The organism is Halpernia humi (assembly GCF_900108025.1).
GTDB lineage: Bacteria > Bacteroidota > Bacteroidia > Flavobacteriales > Weeksellaceae > Halpernia > Halpernia humi.
The window spans coordinates 65292-81466 of sequence record NZ_FNUS01000007.1 but is presented as its reverse complement, the minus strand read 5'-3'; the positions used below and the strand labels follow the sequence as shown (position 1 = coordinate 81466).

17 protein-coding genes and 1 pseudogene are annotated in these 16175 nt (G+C 32.1%); 10 read left to right on the top strand and 8 right to left on the bottom strand.

What is annotated here, in order from left to right; translation table 11 throughout:
• Positions 1 to 4: 4 nt before the first annotated feature.
• On the bottom strand, positions 5 to 967 hold the full coding sequence (locus C4S29_RS12870; protein ID WP_103914506.1) for a hypothetical protein: 963 nt from the start codon (positions 965 to 967) through the stop codon (positions 5 to 7).
• A 116-nt stretch (positions 968 to 1083) separates the two neighbouring features.
• On the opposite strand from C4S29_RS12870, the gene C4S29_RS12865 reads away from it, so the two are divergent.
• From C4S29_RS12865 to C4S29_RS12845, 5 genes are all read left to right on the top strand, one after another.
• Positions 1084 to 2007: a C1 family peptidase gene (locus tag C4S29_RS12865; RefSeq protein WP_103914505.1), complete on the top strand. Its 924-nt coding sequence runs from the start codon at positions 1084 to 1086 to the stop codon at positions 2005 to 2007.
• 181 nt (positions 2008 to 2188) lie between these two features.
• Complete coding sequence (locus C4S29_RS12860) at positions 2189 to 2548, top strand: nuclear transport factor 2 family protein (protein ID WP_146063325.1); 360 nt, start codon at positions 2189 to 2191, stop codon at positions 2546 to 2548.
• Between the two features lie 118 nt (positions 2549 to 2666).
• Positions 2667 to 4328 carry an alpha-glucan family phosphorylase gene (gene glgP, locus C4S29_RS12855; protein ID WP_103914503.1) on the top strand — a complete coding sequence of 554 codons (1662 nt, stop codon included), beginning with the start codon at positions 2667 to 2669 and terminating at the stop codon, positions 4326 to 4328.
• 303 nt (positions 4329 to 4631) lie between these two features.
• Positions 4632 to 5051, top strand: coding sequence for a nucleoside-diphosphate kinase (locus tag C4S29_RS12850; protein ID WP_103914502.1), 420 nt, complete (start codon positions 4632 to 4634; stop codon positions 5049 to 5051).
• 155 nt (positions 5052 to 5206) lie between these two features.
• Positions 5207 to 6829 carry an NADP-dependent glyceraldehyde-3-phosphate dehydrogenase gene (locus C4S29_RS12845; RefSeq protein ID WP_103914501.1) on the top strand — a complete coding sequence of 541 codons (1623 nt, stop codon included), beginning with the start codon at positions 5207 to 5209 and terminating at the stop codon, positions 6827 to 6829.
• A 153-nt stretch (positions 6830 to 6982) separates the two neighbouring features.
• Here C4S29_RS12845 and C4S29_RS14955 read toward each other — a convergent pair.
• The 5 genes and pseudogenes from C4S29_RS14955 to C4S29_RS12820 all read right to left on the bottom strand — a co-directional run.
• Positions 6983 to 7155, bottom strand: a pseudogene (locus tag C4S29_RS14955) (ribulose-phosphate 3-epimerase); the annotation flags it as partial.
• Between the two features lie 9 nt (positions 7156 to 7164).
• Positions 7165 to 7668, bottom strand: coding sequence for a hypothetical protein (locus C4S29_RS12835; RefSeq protein WP_103914500.1), 504 nt, complete (start codon positions 7666 to 7668; stop codon positions 7165 to 7167).
• On the bottom strand, positions 7668 to 8318 hold the full coding sequence (rpe, locus tag C4S29_RS12830) for a ribulose-phosphate 3-epimerase (protein ID WP_103914499.1): 651 nt from the start codon (positions 8316 to 8318) through the stop codon (positions 7668 to 7670). Before rpe ends, C4S29_RS12835 begins: the two co-directional genes overlap by 1 nt.
• A gap of 82 nt (positions 8319 to 8400) precedes the next feature.
• Positions 8401 to 8982 carry a hypothetical protein gene (locus C4S29_RS12825; RefSeq protein ID WP_103914498.1) on the bottom strand — a complete coding sequence of 194 codons (582 nt, stop codon included), beginning with the start codon at positions 8980 to 8982 and terminating at the stop codon, positions 8401 to 8403.
• 203 nt (positions 8983 to 9185) lie between these two features.
• Complete coding sequence (locus tag C4S29_RS12820) at positions 9186 to 10262, bottom strand: M42 family metallopeptidase (RefSeq protein ID WP_103914497.1); 1077 nt, start codon at positions 10260 to 10262, stop codon at positions 9186 to 9188.
• 51 nt (positions 10263 to 10313) lie between these two features.
• Here C4S29_RS12820 and C4S29_RS12815 point away from each other — a divergent pair, with 51 nt between their 5' ends.
• Positions 10314 to 11018 carry a DUF4294 domain-containing protein gene (locus C4S29_RS12815; protein WP_103914659.1) on the top strand — a complete coding sequence of 235 codons (705 nt, stop codon included), beginning with the start codon at positions 10314 to 10316 and terminating at the stop codon, positions 11016 to 11018.
• Positions 11019 to 11217: 199 nt separating this feature from the next.
• Positions 11218 to 12006, top strand: coding sequence for a S1/P1 nuclease (locus C4S29_RS12810; RefSeq protein ID WP_103914496.1), 789 nt, complete (start codon positions 11218 to 11220; stop codon positions 12004 to 12006).
• A gap of 4 nt (positions 12007 to 12010) precedes the next feature.
• On the opposite strand, the gene C4S29_RS12805 is transcribed toward C4S29_RS12810, so the two are convergent.
• Both C4S29_RS12805 and mnmD read right to left on the bottom strand, forming a co-directional pair.
• On the bottom strand, positions 12011 to 12427 hold the full coding sequence (locus C4S29_RS12805; RefSeq protein ID WP_103914495.1) for an NUDIX domain-containing protein: 417 nt from the start codon (positions 12425 to 12427) through the stop codon (positions 12011 to 12013).
• Between the two features lie 22 nt (positions 12428 to 12449).
• Entirely contained in the window at positions 12450 to 13139 is a 690-nt protein-coding gene (gene mnmD / locus C4S29_RS12800) for a tRNA (5-methylaminomethyl-2-thiouridine)(34)-methyltransferase MnmD (RefSeq protein ID WP_103914494.1), read from the bottom strand.
• An 83-nt stretch (positions 13140 to 13222) separates the two neighbouring features.
• Between mnmD and C4S29_RS12795 the strand changes: the two genes are divergently transcribed.
• The 3 genes from C4S29_RS12795 (at position 13223) to C4S29_RS12785 (ending at position 16049) form a co-directional block, all read left to right on the top strand.
• A complete protein-coding gene (locus tag C4S29_RS12795; RefSeq protein ID WP_103914493.1) occupies positions 13223 to 14296 on the top strand; it encodes a branched-chain amino acid aminotransferase in 1074 nt (357 codons plus the stop codon).
• Positions 14297 to 14393: 97 nt separating this feature from the next.
• The gene (locus tag C4S29_RS12790) at positions 14394 to 14903 is read left to right on the top strand and encodes an FKBP-type peptidyl-prolyl cis-trans isomerase (RefSeq protein ID WP_103914492.1); all 510 of its coding nucleotides are present in this window, start codon (positions 14394 to 14396) and stop codon (positions 14901 to 14903) included.
• 51 nt (positions 14904 to 14954) lie between these two features.
• Positions 14955 to 16049 carry a peptidylprolyl isomerase gene (locus C4S29_RS12785; RefSeq protein ID WP_103914491.1) on the top strand — a complete coding sequence of 365 codons (1095 nt, stop codon included), beginning with the start codon at positions 14955 to 14957 and terminating at the stop codon, positions 16047 to 16049.
• The last annotated feature ends 126 nt before the right edge of the window (positions 16050 to 16175 follow it).

Sequence of the window (16175 nt, the reverse complement as noted above, 5' to 3'; positions counted from 1 at the left end):
TACTTTAATTTTTTAAAATATGTTTGATTTCGTTGTACACAAAAATATCAAAATCTGAGGTTCCCACTTCAGTTCCGTCTGCAAAATATATTTTTCTAAAATTCAAAAATTCTGGGTCTTTTCCTGATTTTTCTAAATCGGCATTTGCGACGATAGAACCATCTTTTATTAAATTGAAATTGCCATAAGAAAATTCCGCATCCACTTTTTTATCAGCCAATTGGTAAATTTGGTTGTTTAGATCTTCGCGCTCCAAGTCATTTCCTGACGCTAATTCGTTTTCTAAATTTTTTAATTTCTCGATTCCTTTTTCAGAAATAATACCAAAATTTATCTCTGCTTTTTCATTTTTAAAAACAAAATATGGATAGTCATAATTTTGAGAATATCCGCCAATTTCAACACCTTTTAGATAGAGGACGGTTGTGTTGTATTTTTGCTTAGAAGAAAAATCTGTTCTTTTTAATTGATATAGATTATTGTTTTTATCGTATAAATAATTTTCTTCAAATTTCTCTCCATCGCTTTCTCCGATTGCTTTTACAAGATTTTTACCTTGGTATTTGTAGCGATAAGTTTCGTTATATTCTTGTGATTTGTAGGCTGTAGCAATTACTTTGTTGTCTTTGTTATACTCAAAAATCATTTCGTAATTTTCTGTCGGATTTTTTTTATTGATAAGAGTTTCTTTCGTTAAAAGGCCATTTTTATAAAAATAATTGATTTCAGATTTTGAATAATTATCATAATCTTCTTTTTCAATTTTTTCAAGTTTGCCTTCTTTATTGAAGTGATAGATTTCTTTACGTATATCGAGTACAAATTTGTCTTTAAACGAATAGTAAACAATTTCCATTTTAGCAATTGGCTTTGAGCAGCCAAAGTCTTCATAGGACACTTTTGGTAGAATTTGAGCAAAGCCAAAATTGAAGATTGAAAATAGAAATAAGTAGATTAATTTTTTCATTTTTGATGGTTTTAGCAAATATTAGCATTTATTCAATATTAAAACATAGGGCATTTGTCGTATATTATTTTTACATCTCGATTTGTAGTTTTGAAATATTCTAAACTATCATAATTATGAAAAAATTAAATATTTTTTGGTTATTTTTTTTGAGTGTAAATATTTTTGCACAAGAAAACACCACAAATTTAGATTTCAGAAATTTGCAAAGTCCAGTGAAAGACCAAGGTTTTAGAGGAACTTGCACCGCATTTGCAATCGCCGCTGCAATAGAAATTTTACCCAATTCTTATCCTGATGTGAGTGAAAAGTACATTTATGCAAGTATGAAAACGGTAGATTTTATGTATAAAGATTTTTTTCCGGGTGCGCATTTAAAGGAGTACGTTGCTACTTTGCCGAAATATGGTATTTTACCTGAAAGTTTGATGCCATACAATCCAACATTTCAATATAAAATGAATAAAGACGATATCAAACTGCGTAAAGTAATTTTGGAAGCCGATGTGGGTCCGGTAGATTTATTGGTAAATTACGTTCCAAAGGTAAAAAAAACAATTCCAAGTTATGCCGTTCAATCTTATCCTTTAGATTCAATTAGAAATCCAAAATTTGTAATTGCGCTGCTAAAAAAATACAAATCTGTTGCAGTTTCTTACCATCTTTATATGGGAGGCTGGAAAAAAAATGATGTTTCAACCTCTAAACCTGTTGGAATTAATAATTGTGGCTACCAAATAAAAAATCTAAGTAATGGCCGATTATTTCCTGCTACAGCAGGCACTCGCCTTTATGGAAAAGATTTTTTTAAGAAAATTTTTCAAGAAAATAGCGATTTTTATTTTGTTAGAACAGATCCTGTAGATGAGCATTATGGCGGGCATGCCGTGAATATTGTGGGTGTAGATGGCGATAATTTTATTATAAAAAATTCTTGGGGAAAAGACTGGGGAACCGATGGATATGTGTATTTAAGTTTCGATTATCATAAAATATTTGTAACAGATTTACTCACAATTAGCGAAGTTCGAGAGCGTTAAATATGTTGTAGAACTTTAGAAATTATTGTTTTTTATTTCGAGCAGGTCAATTTTGAAAATAACAATAAAATAGTTTAGCGCTAAATGAATTAATTTCTTACAATGTTATGCATAAAACAATAAATAAGTATATTTTTGCTAAATACTAATCTAAAGCCATCGCAAAATCGTATATTCGAGTATGACCTGTAAAGTAACCGCATTTATGGAGGATCTTAATTCTCTAAACGTACAAAACCTAGAAAAATGGTTTAATAGTGAAAGCAAAATTTGGATTCCACCTGCGGGTGAAATTATTGGCGCTGGCAGAATTTTAGCCCTTTTTCGGGCCATTTTTAGAAAATATGAAAAACTAGAATGGAAAGCAGGTGAGATTTTTAATCTCGGAAATAATCGGTATTTTTATGAATCTACTTCCATTGGTGTAATGTTCAAAAATGGCATTTATGACAACGCAATTTGCACCATTATTTCATTTAATGAAAACGGCAAAATAAAATTTCTTTCAGATTATTTTAAAAATACAGCGTGTTTTCATTAATGTAATTTTATTTTAAAGTATTAAAGTTCAATATTATGTTGAACTTTTTTTTCGGCTGTTTTTTAAGGAAAAATTAAAATATTATCTTTGCTGACATAAAATAAACTAACACTAAAATATGGACTTTAAAAATTATGAGATGCCATACAGCATCAACAAACAATTTTCTGAAAAAGTAGCCTATTTTTCTATGGAATTTGCCATCGATCAGGCTTTAAAAATATATTCTGGCGGTCTCGGATTTTTGGCTGGTTCTCACATGAGAAGTGCTTTTAACTTGAAGCAAGATTTAGTAGGAATTGGGATTTTGTGGAAATATGGTTATTATGACCAAGCCAGAAACCAAGACCAAACTTTACTACCAACTTGGACACGCAAATTGTATAGTTTTTTAGAAGACACAGGCATAAAATTTCAGATCGAAATTCACAGTGCTCCAGTTTGGGTAAAAGCATACTATCTGAACCCAGATACTTTCAACACAGCACCGATGTTTTTTTTGAGTACGGATTTACCAGAAAACGATCATATTTCTAAAACTATTTGCCATCGTTTATATGATGCCAACGAGTCCACAAAAATCGCGCAAATGATTTTGCTCGGAAAAGGTGGTGCAAAACTTTTAGATGAAATGAATTTCGAAAGAGAAGTTTATCATCTTAACGAAGCCCACGGATTACCAGCTGCCTTTTATTTATTAAATAAATACAACGGCGACAAAGAGAAAGTAAAGGAAAAATTGGTCTTTACCACACACACACCAGAAGAAGCAGGAAATGAAAAACACAATCTGCATCTTTGCTATGATATGTCTTATTTTTCTGGTTTAAAAATTAGTGAAGTTAAGGCGATAGAAGGTGTTGCAGATGACCGATTCAACCATTCACTTTGTGCCTTGAGAATGGCGCGGATTTCTAATGCAGTTTCCCAATTGCACGGCGAAGTTTCCCGAGAAATGTGGAATAAATATCCTAATATTTGTGAGATAAAAGCCATCACAAATGCACAAGAATATAAATATTGGGCAGATCACCCACTTTATAAATTTAAAGAAGACAAAGACAACAAAGGCTTCGATCATCGCAAAAAACATTTAAAAAAGAGAATGTTTAAAATAGTAGCAGATCAAACAGGAAATTTATTTGATGCGGACGTTTTCACCATTGTTTGGGCGCGCCGTTTTGCTGGTTATAAAAGAGCAGACTTATTGTTGCACGACAAAGCACGATTTGAAAAACTATTAAATAACCCTAAATATCCAGTGCAAATTATTTGGGCCGGAAAACCTTATCCAATGGATTATTCTTCAATTTCAACTTTTAATTCTTTAGTAGAACAAAGTAAAAATTACAAGAATATGGCTGTTTTAACTGGTTATGAATTAGCCTTAAGCAAAAGCTTAAAACAGGGGTCAGATCTTTGGTTAAATAATCCAAGAGTTCCAAGAGAAGCGTCTGGAACATCTGGTATGACCGCTGCGATGAACGGTTCTGTTAATTTTTCTACCGATGATGGTTGGATTCCTGAATTTGCAAAAAGTGGTAAAAATTCTTTCGTGGTTCCGCAAGCAGACTACAATAATTTGAGTGTTTACGACCAAGATGAATTTGATCTGAATAACCTTTACGATATGCTGGAAAATGAAATTCTCCCAATGTATTACGATCAACCCAAAAAATGGCGTGACGTTGTAAAATTATCAATGGAAGATGTGAAAGATAAATTTAACAGTGATAGAATGGCAACAGAATACTACGAGCAGATTTATAAAACTTCGTAGCAAATTTTTTCAAAGTGCTTGAAGCATTTTTTTACAATGCTTTTTTTAGCGCGTTCAGAAAGATAAAAAGCGAGATTAAAATAATCCACGGAAAAATTAATTTTTTTCGTGGATTATTTATTTTAATTTTAAAAACAAAAAACCCCAACCGAAATTGGGGTAAAAACTAATAACCATGAAAACTCAATTAAACATGAGAATCGTTGAGGTTATTTCAAATCTTGTGCCATAAATTATAAATTAAAGATAGTTTTCATTTTCTGTAATAATTCAGTACTTTTGCGCTAAATTAAAATAGATAAAATGTCAGGAAAAATTACGTTCACGATGATTAAGCCAGATGCAGTTGCAGACGGCCACATTGGTGCAATTCTAGGAAAAATCGCAGAGGCTGGTTTTAAATTTAAAGCTTTAAAATTAACACAACTTACGGTTGCAGATGCGCAAAAATTTTATGAAGTTCACGCAGAAAGACCTTTCTACGGCGAATTGGTAGAATTTATGTCTTCTGGCCCAATCGTAGCGGCAGTTTTAGAAGGTGAAAATGCGGTAGAAAGTTTTAGAACTTTGATTGGCGCAACAAATCCTGCGGAAGCAGCAGAAGGAACAATTAGAAAAATGTTTGCAAGATCAATCGGCGAAAATGCAGTTCACGGTTCAGATTCTGATGAAAATGCACTTATAGAAGCAGCATTTCATTTTGCTGGGAAAGAAATTTTTTAATTTTTTTTAAATAAAATATTAAACCGCTTCAAATTAAATTTTGAAGCGGTTTTATTTTGCACATTAGTTTTTTTTAAAGTTTTAAATAATATTTTCGATTAGTTTTCTTTTATTTAAATTCAAAATTGTAATTTCATTCTTTGAATTTAAAAACTATGCAAAACCCAATTACTAAAAATCAATTATTTGATACTTTTTCATCAGTCGATTCGATGAAAATTCCACATATTAATCAACAAGAATATTTAGTTGACGGAGAATTTAAAGCTTGGAATGGGCCATTTAAAGAAATTGATTCCGCAATTTGTAAACCAAATTCTACCGACGGTTTAGAACGTATTTCTCTTGGCGAAATTCCTAAAACAGGTTTGCCAGAAGCATTTGAATGTTTAGAAAGTTCCGAAAAAGCCTATGATAATGGTTTTGGTGAATGGCCAATGATGTCTGTAGAAAAAAGAATTTTTCACGTGGAAAAATTTGTAGGCGAAATGATAAATTTGAGAACGGAAGTGGTCAATTTATTAATGTGGGAAATTGGGAAATCTGAAAAAGATTCTGAAAAAGAATTTGATAGAACCATAAAATACATTTACGACACTATTGAATCTTTAAAAAAATTAGAACGAAAATCTGCATCTTTTACCATTGAAGAAGGCGTAATTGGGCAAGTTCGGCGCTCACCTTTGGGCGTAACTTTGTGTATCGGCCCATATAATTATCCTTTAAATGAAACTTATACTTTGCTAATTCCCGCTTTAATAATGGGAAATGTTGTTTTATTTAAACCGCCAAAACACGGCTGTTTGTTGCATTATTCCTTATCAAAAGCCATCCAAAAAAGTTTTCCGAAAGGCGTAGTCAATTATTTATACGGAAAAGGCAGCGAAATCATCCAACCTTTGATGAATACTGGGAAAATTAATGTTTTAACATTAATTGGATCATCAAAAGTAGCATCTGACATAAAAAAAGCACACCCGAAAGTAAATCGTTTGCGGGCAATTTTAGGTTTAGATGCGAAAAATCCAGCGATTGTTTTAGAAAACGCTAATTTAGAAAACGCTGTTGATGAGTGCGTTTTAGGAAGTTTGTCTTTTAATGGACAGCGTTGCACGGCGTTGAAAATTTTATATGTTCATGAAAATATAAAGGAAGAATTTTTAAAGAAATTTTGTGAAAAAGTAGATGCTTTAAAATTTGGAATGCCGTGGGATGAAAAAGTGCAAATCACACCTTTGCCAGAAGCGGACAAATTCAAATATTTGAATGATTGCATTTCTGATGCAGAAGCAAAAGGTGGCCATATTATTAATAAAAATGGCGGTGTACAAAATGGAAGTTTGTTTTTTCCGGCCGTCATTTATCCTGTGAAAGACGGAATGAAATTATTTAGAGAAGAGCAATTTGGCCCTTTGGTTCCGATTGTTTCTTTTACAGATTTGCAAGAGCCAATTGATTATATGATTACCTCAAACTACGGACAACAAGTAAGTATTTTTGGTACAGATACTAAAGAAATTTCGCATTTAATTGATGGTTTGGTCAACCAAGTTTCGCGTGTAAATATCAATGTGCAATGCCAAAGAGGTCCAGATACATTTCCGTTTACGGGCAGAAAAGATTCGGCGGAAGGAACACTTTCTGTTTATGATGCATTGCGTTCTTTTTCAATCAGAACCGTTGTTGCAACAAAAGAAAATAAAGAAAATAAAGCGATAATCAATAAAATTGTTACGGATGAAGAATCGAGTTTTCTCTCAACAAAATTTATATTTTAAATAGGTTAATGAAAATAGAAAAAAGATAAAAGACATATCGTCAACAATTATTCAATCTAAAATATTCTGAAGTATTATTTTAAATGTAAAACCTCAAAACGCAATATTTTGAGGTTTATTTTTTGTAATTTAAATAAAACTAAAAACTAATACTTAAATTTTCAAAAGTTCAATCATTTTTGCTGGATCTTCCGCCGAAAAAACTGCATTTCCGGCGACTAAAACATCTGCGCCGGCTTCGAAAGTTTTGAGGCATTTTCAAGATTTACGCCACCATCAACTTCTATTAAAGCGGTGGAATTATTACTGAGAATTAAATCTTTTGTTTAGAAGTTTTATTCTTCTAAATATTTTTGCAATTCTTTTTTGAAATTTTCTGCCGTAGAATTGTTTAGCCAATCAATAATTTTGATTATTTTTCCATCATTCATCTTTAAAGCAATACATTGATTTTCATCACTAAATAGACCATTGATTCGAATGTAATATTGTTTTTTTTCAATATTTCGATCTCGAATTAAGATTTTATTTATTGATTTTTTCTGATATTTTTTCTTTTTATAAAAAATATTGAATTTCTTTTTTACTTCAACTTCTTCAGAATTAAAAATTAATATTGTTTTTCCAAAAGTGTTCCAAAGCCACATCCAAAGTATAAAAACAACAAATGCTAAAAAAACTACTAAAAATTCGAAATAATTAGTTTTTGAAAAAATATCTTTATCAATAATTATGGATAATAAAAGTGTAATTACAACTATCGAAAAAATAAGAAGAGGAATTGGAAATATAATTGCAATTGCCCAATTTATTGGATTTTTATATTCTAATTTTCTCATTAAATTTTTAAAAGTTCAATCATTTTTGCTGGATCTTCGGCGGAAAAAACGGCATTTCCGGCGACTAAAACATCTGCGCCTGCTTCAAATAGTTTTGAGGCATTTTCAAGATTTACGCCGCCATCCACTTCTATTAAAGCGCGGGAATTGTTTGTTAAAATTAAATCCTTCGTTTCCGCGATTTTTTTATAGGTATTTTTAATAAATTTTTGTCCGCCAAAACCAGGATTAACGCTCATTAATAAAACCAAATCTACCATTTCTATAATATCTTCTAACATCAAAACTGGCGTTGCAGGATTTAAAACGACACCTGCTTTTGCGCCTTTTTTTTGAATTAAATCTATTGTTCTATTCAAATGTGTGCACGCTTCATAATGCACGGAAACCAAATCTGCGCCCAGATAGATGAATTCTTCCACATATTTTTCTGGCTCTACAATCATCAAATGAACATCTACAAATTTTTTGGAATGTTCTTGCACGGTTTTCATCACTGGAAATCCGAAAGAGATATTTGGGACAAATCTTCCGTCCATCACATCGACGTGAAGCCAGTCGGATTGGGAATCATTTAGCATATTTATATCGCGTTCCAGATTTCCAAAATCTGCGGAAAGTAGGGAAGGTGAGATTAGTTTTGTTTTCATGATTTGTTTGATTTTAAATTTCAAGAACCAAAATTTAAGAATTTGTTTACAATCTGTGTCATTTTAAATTTTGAATTTCTTGTTATGTAATAAATGTGTTTTCGATCTTTATTACTTTCCAATTGCCATTTTTTTGCTTTTCAAGAATATATCCAAAACCAATTCCAAAAGAAGAATCATAGAAGTTAGTTTCTATATATGTGAACTTATCATTGTAAAAAACAGGATTTGAAAAAATATATAAATTTTTACGTTTATCTATTTCGTTTTTATTGGCAACAATTATATTTTTATTTATTGACTTTTCTAATTGAATTGAATCAAAAACATAATTATTCTGTATTAATAAATTTAATGAATCAGATTTTCTGTTTTCGCTATTATCTTTATTTAAGTCTAATAATCTAATAATATTTCTGTTAAAAAATGGTGGTGGTCCTGGTTCTTCTCCTAATATTTCTTTCTGACTTGGAATATAAATTTTTAATTTGTCAAGTTCAGAACTAACTAAAAATTTGTAATTACTATCTAATTTTTTTCTTTTACTTTCATATTTTAAAACTCCATTCATTATTCTATTTAATTCAATATTTTGTTCAGTTTTTTTATCAGTACAACTAGTAAAAAGTATTGAACCGATTAAAATTAAAAGTAATCTTCTCATTGCTTATTTTTATTTAATTTAAAACATGAATCTTACGCAGCCCGACTTGAGTGGAAATCCTTTTTTTGCATTTGAAAAAAAGATTGATTCAATATTTTATTTTTTTTTATTTGAATCATCGAAACTCGTTCCTCGTTTTGGGAACGGAAGGCGGAAATTGCTGCCCAAAAAAATAATTTAAAATTCATAATTTAAAATTTTAATCAATGGTATTTCAAAATCATTTCAGGCGTAATTTTCAGCAAAGTTTCATAAATTAATTTGATCACATTCCCGACATCTTCTTTTGCAACCATTTCCACCGTTGTGTGCATATATCTTAACGGCAAAGAAATCAACGCACTTGGAACGCCGCCGTTGGAATGTGCAAAAGCATCGGTATCAGTTCCTGTCACGCGACTTGAAGCGGCTCTTTGGTAAGGGATTTTATTATTTTTTGCCGTTTCCACGATCAATTCGCGAATTTTGTGGTGAACCGTTGGCGCGAAAAAAACAACAGGTCCGTCGCCACATTTTTGGTCGCCTTCTTTTTTCTTTTCAATCATCGGCGTTGTGGTATCGTGCGTGACATCCGTAATAATTGCGATATTTGGTTTAATGGAATCTGCAATCATATCTGCGCCGTAAAGACCGACTTCTTCTTGCACAGAATTCACGATGTATAAACCAAAAGGTAATTTCTTTTTATTTTCCTTTAAAAGTCGGGCAACTTCGGCAATCATAAAACCGCCAATTCTATTATCCAAAGCGCGGCAAACAAAATAACGGTTGTTTAAATCAAAAAAAGTATCGGGATAAGTGATCATGCAACCGACAAAAATGCCTAAATCTTCAACTTCCTTTTTGCTTGTAGCGCCGCAATCGATGAAAATATTTTCAATTTTTGGCGTGGTTTCTTTGTCTGCGCCCATTCTTGTATGTATTGCTGGCCAACCGAAAACGCCTTTTACCAAGCCTTTTTCGCCGTGAATATTGACGATTTTTGAGGGCGCAATTAATTGATCAGAACCGCCATTTCTGATGACGTAAATTAAACCATCATCTGTAATATAATTCACGTACCAAGAAATTTCATCGGCGTGCGCTTCTATCACGACTTTAAATTCTGCTTCAGGATTAATGACGCCGTAAACTGTACCATAATTGTCAACTTCTACTTTGTCTACATAGTTTTTGATATAATTTTTCCAAATTTTCTGTCCTTCGTGCTCGTAACCGGTTGGAGAAGCCACATTGAGGTAATTTTCTAAAAATTTTAAAGATTCTTTTTTAAACTTCATTTTAAGGAATGATATTTGATAAATTGTTTTGTTTTTATAATGGTAAAAGTAATGAAATTTTATAAATTTTTCCCAATCGTCTTTCTATTTGGTGGCCTAAATTCAATCTTGGCGCAAGATACAATTGTGGCAAAATCTTTTAGCCAGTACCCCAAAAGTATGATTAAAATTGATGAATTTGGAAACAAATATATTGATGATGAAAGCCAAAAAGCGAAAATCTACGATATAAATGGCGAAACCGTGGTGGTGATGGATGAGTTGATCTTGGCAGGAAAACCGCATTTTAATAATCAATTAGATCAAAATTATTATTTCTTTCTTAATAAAAAATTAAACCGCGTTTACCCTTTGTTTTTAACGGCTTTAGAACAATATCAAGATATTCAAAATGAACTGAAGACCATTGATGTTTCGAAAAGAAAAGCCTACGTACGAGATCGACAAAATAAATTGGCAGACGAATATGAAGCGAAATTAAAAAATTTAACAACATCTGAAGGCCAAATTTTTTCTAAACTAATGGATCGTGCCACTGGGAAAACTGTGTATGAAATTATAAAAGGACTTCGAGGTGGTTGGAGTGCTTTTTGGTGGAATGTGAAAGGTAATATTGCAGATGTTGATATTAAAGAAGCCTACGATCCGCACGCCAATCGTGTAGATGAATTTATTGAAAGTCTTTTGCAAACAAGTTGGAATGCGGGCTATTTGCAACCTTACCCTGGTTATAGGGATTTTAAAATCAGGAAATAAATTTTAAAACTTATCTTTAAGTATCTTTAAAAAAAGTAGATATTAAAAGAAAAAAACTTTTGAAAGATTTAGGTATAAAATTTCAATTTTCAATGCTAAAACCGAAACCTAAATTTTTATAAAAGATATCTTTAAAAGAAATGATTTGTGGTGATAAATTAATAAATTTGAACTTTAAAAATTTAATATAATTTCACACATGAAACATTTAAAACTCGCCTTTGTATTTACTTTCCTTTTAGCCTATAATTTTGGTTATTCTTGGGGAACAACAGGGCATAGAGTGGTTGCACAAATTGCGCAAAATCATTTAACCGCAAAAGCAAAACGCCATTTAAAGAAACTTTTAGGAGATGAGCCGATGGCTTATTGGGCGAATTGGCCAGATTTTATAAAGTCTGATACCACTGGAGTGTGGAAATCTACTTCCGCGTGGCATTATATCAACATAGATAAACAGAATAATTTTCAAGATTTTGAAGCCGCTATAAAAAGCCAAAAAGGGCCAAATTTATATACTCAAATCCCCATTTTGGAAGCACAAATTAAGGATCCAAACACCGCTATAAAAGATAAACGAATTGCTCTTTATTTTTTAATTCATTTAGTGGGCGATCTTGCGCAGCCAATGCACACAGGGCGCTACGAAGATTTGGGCGGCAATAGAATTAAACTAAAATTCTTTGGACAAGATACTAATTTGCACGCCTTGTGGGACTCTAAATTAATTGATTTTACGCAATACAGTTACACAGAATTTGCCCGCGTTTTAGATGTGAAATCTCCTGATGAGGTAAAACAAATACAAGACGGAACTTTGGAAGATTGGTTGTACGATAGCCATTTGCAAGCCAACCGAATCTACGCCAATTCTGAAGCAGGAAAAAGTTATGCCTACGATTACGATTATAAATTTGAAGCACTTTTGGAGCGACAACTTCTTTATGGCGGTTTGAGATTAGCAAAAGTTTTAAACGATATTTTGTAAAAAATTATAGAAAAGCCTCTTGCAATTTTCTGAAAACAATTTTATCTACTGGTAATTTTAATGGCTCTACTTCAGTTTGAAGCGGGAGCCATTCAGTTTTTTCAATGCAAGGATCAATGATTAGGAATTCACTTTCATCCACAATTTCTGCTAAATAATATAAAGTCATCAATTGCTCGTTTGGCCTAAACCTAGAAACTACAAAATCTTCTTGCGTGTAGAAATGCTTTATATTTTTTATTTTAACATTGAGTTCTTCTAAAAATTCTCGATGAAGACAGTCCGTCACGCTTTCGCCATATTCTAAACCACCACCTGGGAATTTAATTAAAAAATCGCCAGCGTACTCTTCGTGTAGAACCAAAACTTTTTTATCTTTTACAATACAAGCGTACACTCTGATATTAAAATTATCAATCATATTTAATTTCTAAAATTTAAAATTAAGAAAAATCTTCCGATTGCAAAACTGCGTTTATCATTTCACGTTTTCCGGGTGGGCCTTTTAATTTTTCTACTTTAAAATTTATTTCTTGCAAAGCACGGCGAAATGTGCCTTTAGAAGAGTACGTTGTTATTAAACCATTGGGAGACATTTTTTCTTTAATTTTTTTTAATAAATCTATTTCCCACAAATCGGGTTGCACTCTTGCGCCAAAGCAATCAAAATAGACCAAATTAATCTTCGGAAGATCAATAGATTCTAAGCAATGAAAATCTTTTTCTATTTTTTTAAAAAAGAAATTAGGCGATATTTCAACCAATTTATCCCATTCACAAGCATGGCTTTTTTGGAATATTTCCTCTAATTTTTCTTCTTCAAAAAGTTTGTAATAGGCTAAATTTTGCACTTCGCTTTCGTTTACGGGATATTTTTCCACAGTATAATAGTTGATGATATGATTTTTGTCAGTTTTCAAAAATTCATCAATCGTAACCAAAAGATTCAGACCTGTCCCAAAACCGAGTTCTAAAATATTAATTTCATAATTATTTACTTTATTTAATCCATTTTTGATAAAGACATGTTTTGCTTCTAAAATTGCACCATGTGTAGAATGGTAGGATTCATTTAATTCTTTGATATATAATGTTTTAGAACCATCTTTGGTGCTAATGATTTCTCTTTGCATTGTCTTTTTTTTCAAATTTAAACTTAAATTTCCACATATAAAAAATTATATTATATTTGTAAGACAACGAAATAATAATTAAAATGATAATTCAAAAATCTGCAAATCCAAGAATATCTAATTTTGACCTTGAAAATTTTTCTTTTGGAAATACTTTTATAGATCACATGTTTATCTGCGAATATGAAGACGGGAAATGGGGCGAGCCAAAAATCATGCCTTATGGGCCAATAGGTTTTTCACCCGCAATGATGGGCGTCAATTATGGGCAAGCCTGTTTTGAAGGTATGAAAGCCTATAAAGATGAAAATGATGATGTTTTTCTATTTCGTCCTGAAAAAAATTTTTCTAGGATAAATAAGTCAACTTCAAGATTGGCGATGCCAGAAATTCCAAAAGATATTTTTATGGAAGGTTTAAAAACATTGATAGATCTAGATCGTGATTGGATTCCAAAGGGTGAGGGAATGTCTTTATATATTAGACCAGTGATATTTGCAACGGAAGAAGTTTTGAAAGCTAGGATTTCTAATAAATACATGTTTGCTATTGTCGCAACGCCAGCAAAAAGTTATTATGCCGAACCGGTTTCAGTAAAAATTTCAGATCATTATTCACGCGCAGCAAACGGTGGAGTGGGTTTTGCAAAGGCAGCAGGAAATTACGCGGCTTCTTTTTATCCAACAAAATTAGCAAATGAAGAGGGTTTTGAGCAAGTGATTTGGACAGATGATATCGCGCACGAATATTTCGAAGAAAGTGGAACCATGAACGTTTTTGTAAGAATAAACGACACCATTTACACGCCAAAAACTTCAGATAAAATTTTAGATGGCGTTACAAGAGATAGTTTTATAAAATTAGCCGAAAAACGCGGCATTGAAGTGGTTATTGGTGATGTAAGAGTGAAGGACGTTGTTGAGGCGTTTGATAATGGTACTTTAAAAGAAGTTTGGGGAGTTGGAACTGCTGTTGTTACTAGTGTTTTCAAATCTTTAGGTTATCAAGATCGGCTTTTAACTTTGCCTGTTTTGTCGGATGAAGAAAGTTTTGCATTATCTTTAAAAAAGGATTTAACTGATATTCAAACCAATAAAGCTGAAGATCCATTTGGGTGGAGATTTAAAGTGGAAAGAAAAATATTGGAAAAAGCATAATTTCTAATATTAGATATAAAAGTAAAAGCCGCGAAAATTTTGCGGTTTTTTCTTTATTTATTTTGAACTAAAATGATTAATTTTGCACAAGTTTTTTATGAAAAATATTTTTTTACTTTCGTTTTTTTGCATTGTTTCCTGTTCCAAAAATACACAGGTTCATCCGCCTGTCGGTGGGCAATTAAGTCAAAAAGATTTAGAAATCTCGCGCAATAGAAGCCGCAGTTTAAATGAAAATGAACGCGCGCAAATAAAAGAGTGGATCAAAAATCAGGATGAAAAATTTTATCCAATGGCGATGAATTATTGGGTAAACAAAGAAGATCTTCTAAAATCGCCGAAGAAAGTGGATGGAACAACTGTAAGTTATCAATATGATTTATATGATTTTGATGAAGCAAAAATTTATCCGCAACCTGTCGTTAAAAAAGAAGTGAAATTGGGAAAGTTTTCAGATTTAAAAGCAGTTGAAAATGCAGTTCATTATCTGAAATCTGGCGAAGAGGCAACGCTTTTAGTGCCTTCTGGGTTGGCATTTGGCACGTATGGCGACAATAATAAAATATCAAATGATTTGCCGCTCATCATTAAAATAAAAGTTTTTTAAATAAAATTATAAACAATTCCGGATTTTTAAAAGGTTTCAAAATAATCAAAAATGAAAAAATTATTTAGCTACGCAATATTATTATTAACACTTATAAACTGTAAAACATTGGACATAGACAAAGACACTTACAACGGACTCGCAGACGGTATCTACGCAAATCTTAAAACTTCAAAAGGCGAAATGCTCGTAAAATTGGAGGATGAAAAATCGCCAGTGACGGTTGCAAATTTTGTAGGTTTAGCAGAAGGAAAAATCGAGAATAAAGCCAAAAAGAAAGGTGTACCTTTTTATGATGGCACTATTTTTCATCGTGTTATAAAAGATTTTATGATACAAGGAGGCGACCCACAAGGAACTGGAATGGGCGATCCGGGTTACAAATTTGCGGATGAAAAAAATGATTTGCAACACAGCGCAAAAGGCACGCTTTCTATGGCGAATTCTGGCCCAAATACCAATGGTTCGCAATTTTTTATAACCGAAGTTCCAACGCATTGGTTAGATGGAAAACACACTATTTTCGGACACGTGATCAAGGGTGAAGCAACTATAGATTCTATTGCAAATGTGCAAAAAGGTCCACAAGATAAACCTGTGGTGCCTGTAGTTTTAGAAAAAGTTTCTATCATCACAAAAGGCAAAGAATACAAGCATTATGATGCGGCGAAAATTTTTGAAGAAGGGAAATCTAAAATCGAAGAAAATAACAAAATTTATTTAGCCAAAGCAGAAGCAGAAAAGAAGAAAAAAGAAGAAGAATTTAAAGCAAAACAAGCGAAAATGGTAGAAGACTTAAAAGCGGGAATGCAAAAAACAGATTCGGGTTTGTATTATAAAATTACAAAAACAACCGATGGTAAAGCGCCAAAAGCGGGCGACAAAGTTTCTGTGCATTACGCAGGGAAATTAGTAGATGGAACTGAATTCGATTCTTCCTTCAAACGTGGCGAACCAATAGAATTTAATGTAGGCGTTGGCCAAGTGATAAAAGGTTGGGATGAAGGAATTATGCTTCTGAAAGAAGGCGAAACAGCAACCTTATTGATTCCGTCAGAATTAGGCTACGGAGCGAGAGGAGCAGGTGGCGTAATTCCGCCAAATGCCTGGTTGGTTTTTGATGTAGAATTGGTAAAAGTACCTTAAACAAAGCAAAAAATTATTAAAAAAGTGCGTCTTTTGGCGCATTTTTTTTTAGTATTTATAGATTGAGCATTTAACAAAAAAACCGCTTCAAAATTAAATTTGAAACGGCCTAAAACTATTGTAAAG

Excerpts from the sequence above, each read along its gene's own strand:
- C4S29_RS12825 (WP_103914498.1), bottom strand. The coding sequence starts at position 8,982 with ATGAGAAGATTACTTTTAATTTTAATCGGTTCAATACTTTTTACTAGT.
- C4S29_RS12850 (WP_103914502.1), top strand. The coding sequence starts at position 4,632 with ATGTCAGGAAAAATTACGTTCACGATGATTAAGCCAGATGCAGTTGCA.
- C4S29_RS12795 (WP_103914493.1), top strand. The coding sequence starts at position 13,223 with ATGATAATTCAAAAATCTGCAAATCCAAGAATATCTAATTTTGACCTT.
- C4S29_RS12790 (WP_103914492.1), top strand. The coding sequence starts at position 14,394 with ATGAAAAATATTTTTTTACTTTCGTTTTTTTGCATTGTTTCCTGTTCC.
- C4S29_RS12870 (WP_103914506.1), bottom strand. The coding sequence starts at position 967 with ATGAAAAAATTAATCTACTTATTTCTATTTTCAATCTTCAATTTTGGC.
- C4S29_RS12860 (WP_146063325.1), top strand. The coding sequence starts at position 2,189 with ATGACCTGTAAAGTAACCGCATTTATGGAGGATCTTAATTCTCTAAAC.
- C4S29_RS12805 (WP_103914495.1), bottom strand. The coding sequence starts at position 12,427 with ATGATTGATAATTTTAATATCAGAGTGTACGCTTGTATTGTAAAAGAT.
- C4S29_RS12845 (WP_103914501.1), top strand. The coding sequence starts at position 5,207 with ATGCAAAACCCAATTACTAAAAATCAATTATTTGATACTTTTTCATCA.
- C4S29_RS12835 (WP_103914500.1), bottom strand. The coding sequence starts at position 7,668 with ATGAGAAAATTAGAATATAAAAATCCAATAAATTGGGCAATTGCAATT.
- glgP (WP_103914503.1), top strand. The coding sequence starts at position 2,667 with ATGGACTTTAAAAATTATGAGATGCCATACAGCATCAACAAACAATTT.
- mnmD (WP_103914494.1), bottom strand. The coding sequence starts at position 13,139 with ATGCAAAGAGAAATCATTAGCACCAAAGATGGTTCTAAAACATTATAT.
- C4S29_RS12810 (WP_103914496.1), top strand. The coding sequence starts at position 11,218 with ATGAAACATTTAAAACTCGCCTTTGTATTTACTTTCCTTTTAGCCTAT.
- C4S29_RS12785 (WP_103914491.1), top strand. The coding sequence starts at position 14,955 with ATGAAAAAATTATTTAGCTACGCAATATTATTATTAACACTTATAAAC.
- C4S29_RS12815 (WP_103914659.1), top strand. The coding sequence starts at position 10,314 with ATGAAATTTTATAAATTTTTCCCAATCGTCTTTCTATTTGGTGGCCTA.
- C4S29_RS12820 (WP_103914497.1), bottom strand. The coding sequence starts at position 10,262 with ATGAAGTTTAAAAAAGAATCTTTAAAATTTTTAGAAAATTACCTCAAT.
- rpe (WP_103914499.1), bottom strand. The coding sequence starts at position 8,318 with ATGAAAACAAAACTAATCTCACCTTCCCTACTTTCCGCAGATTTTGGA.
- C4S29_RS12865 (WP_103914505.1), top strand. The coding sequence starts at position 1,084 with ATGAAAAAATTAAATATTTTTTGGTTATTTTTTTTGAGTGTAAATATT.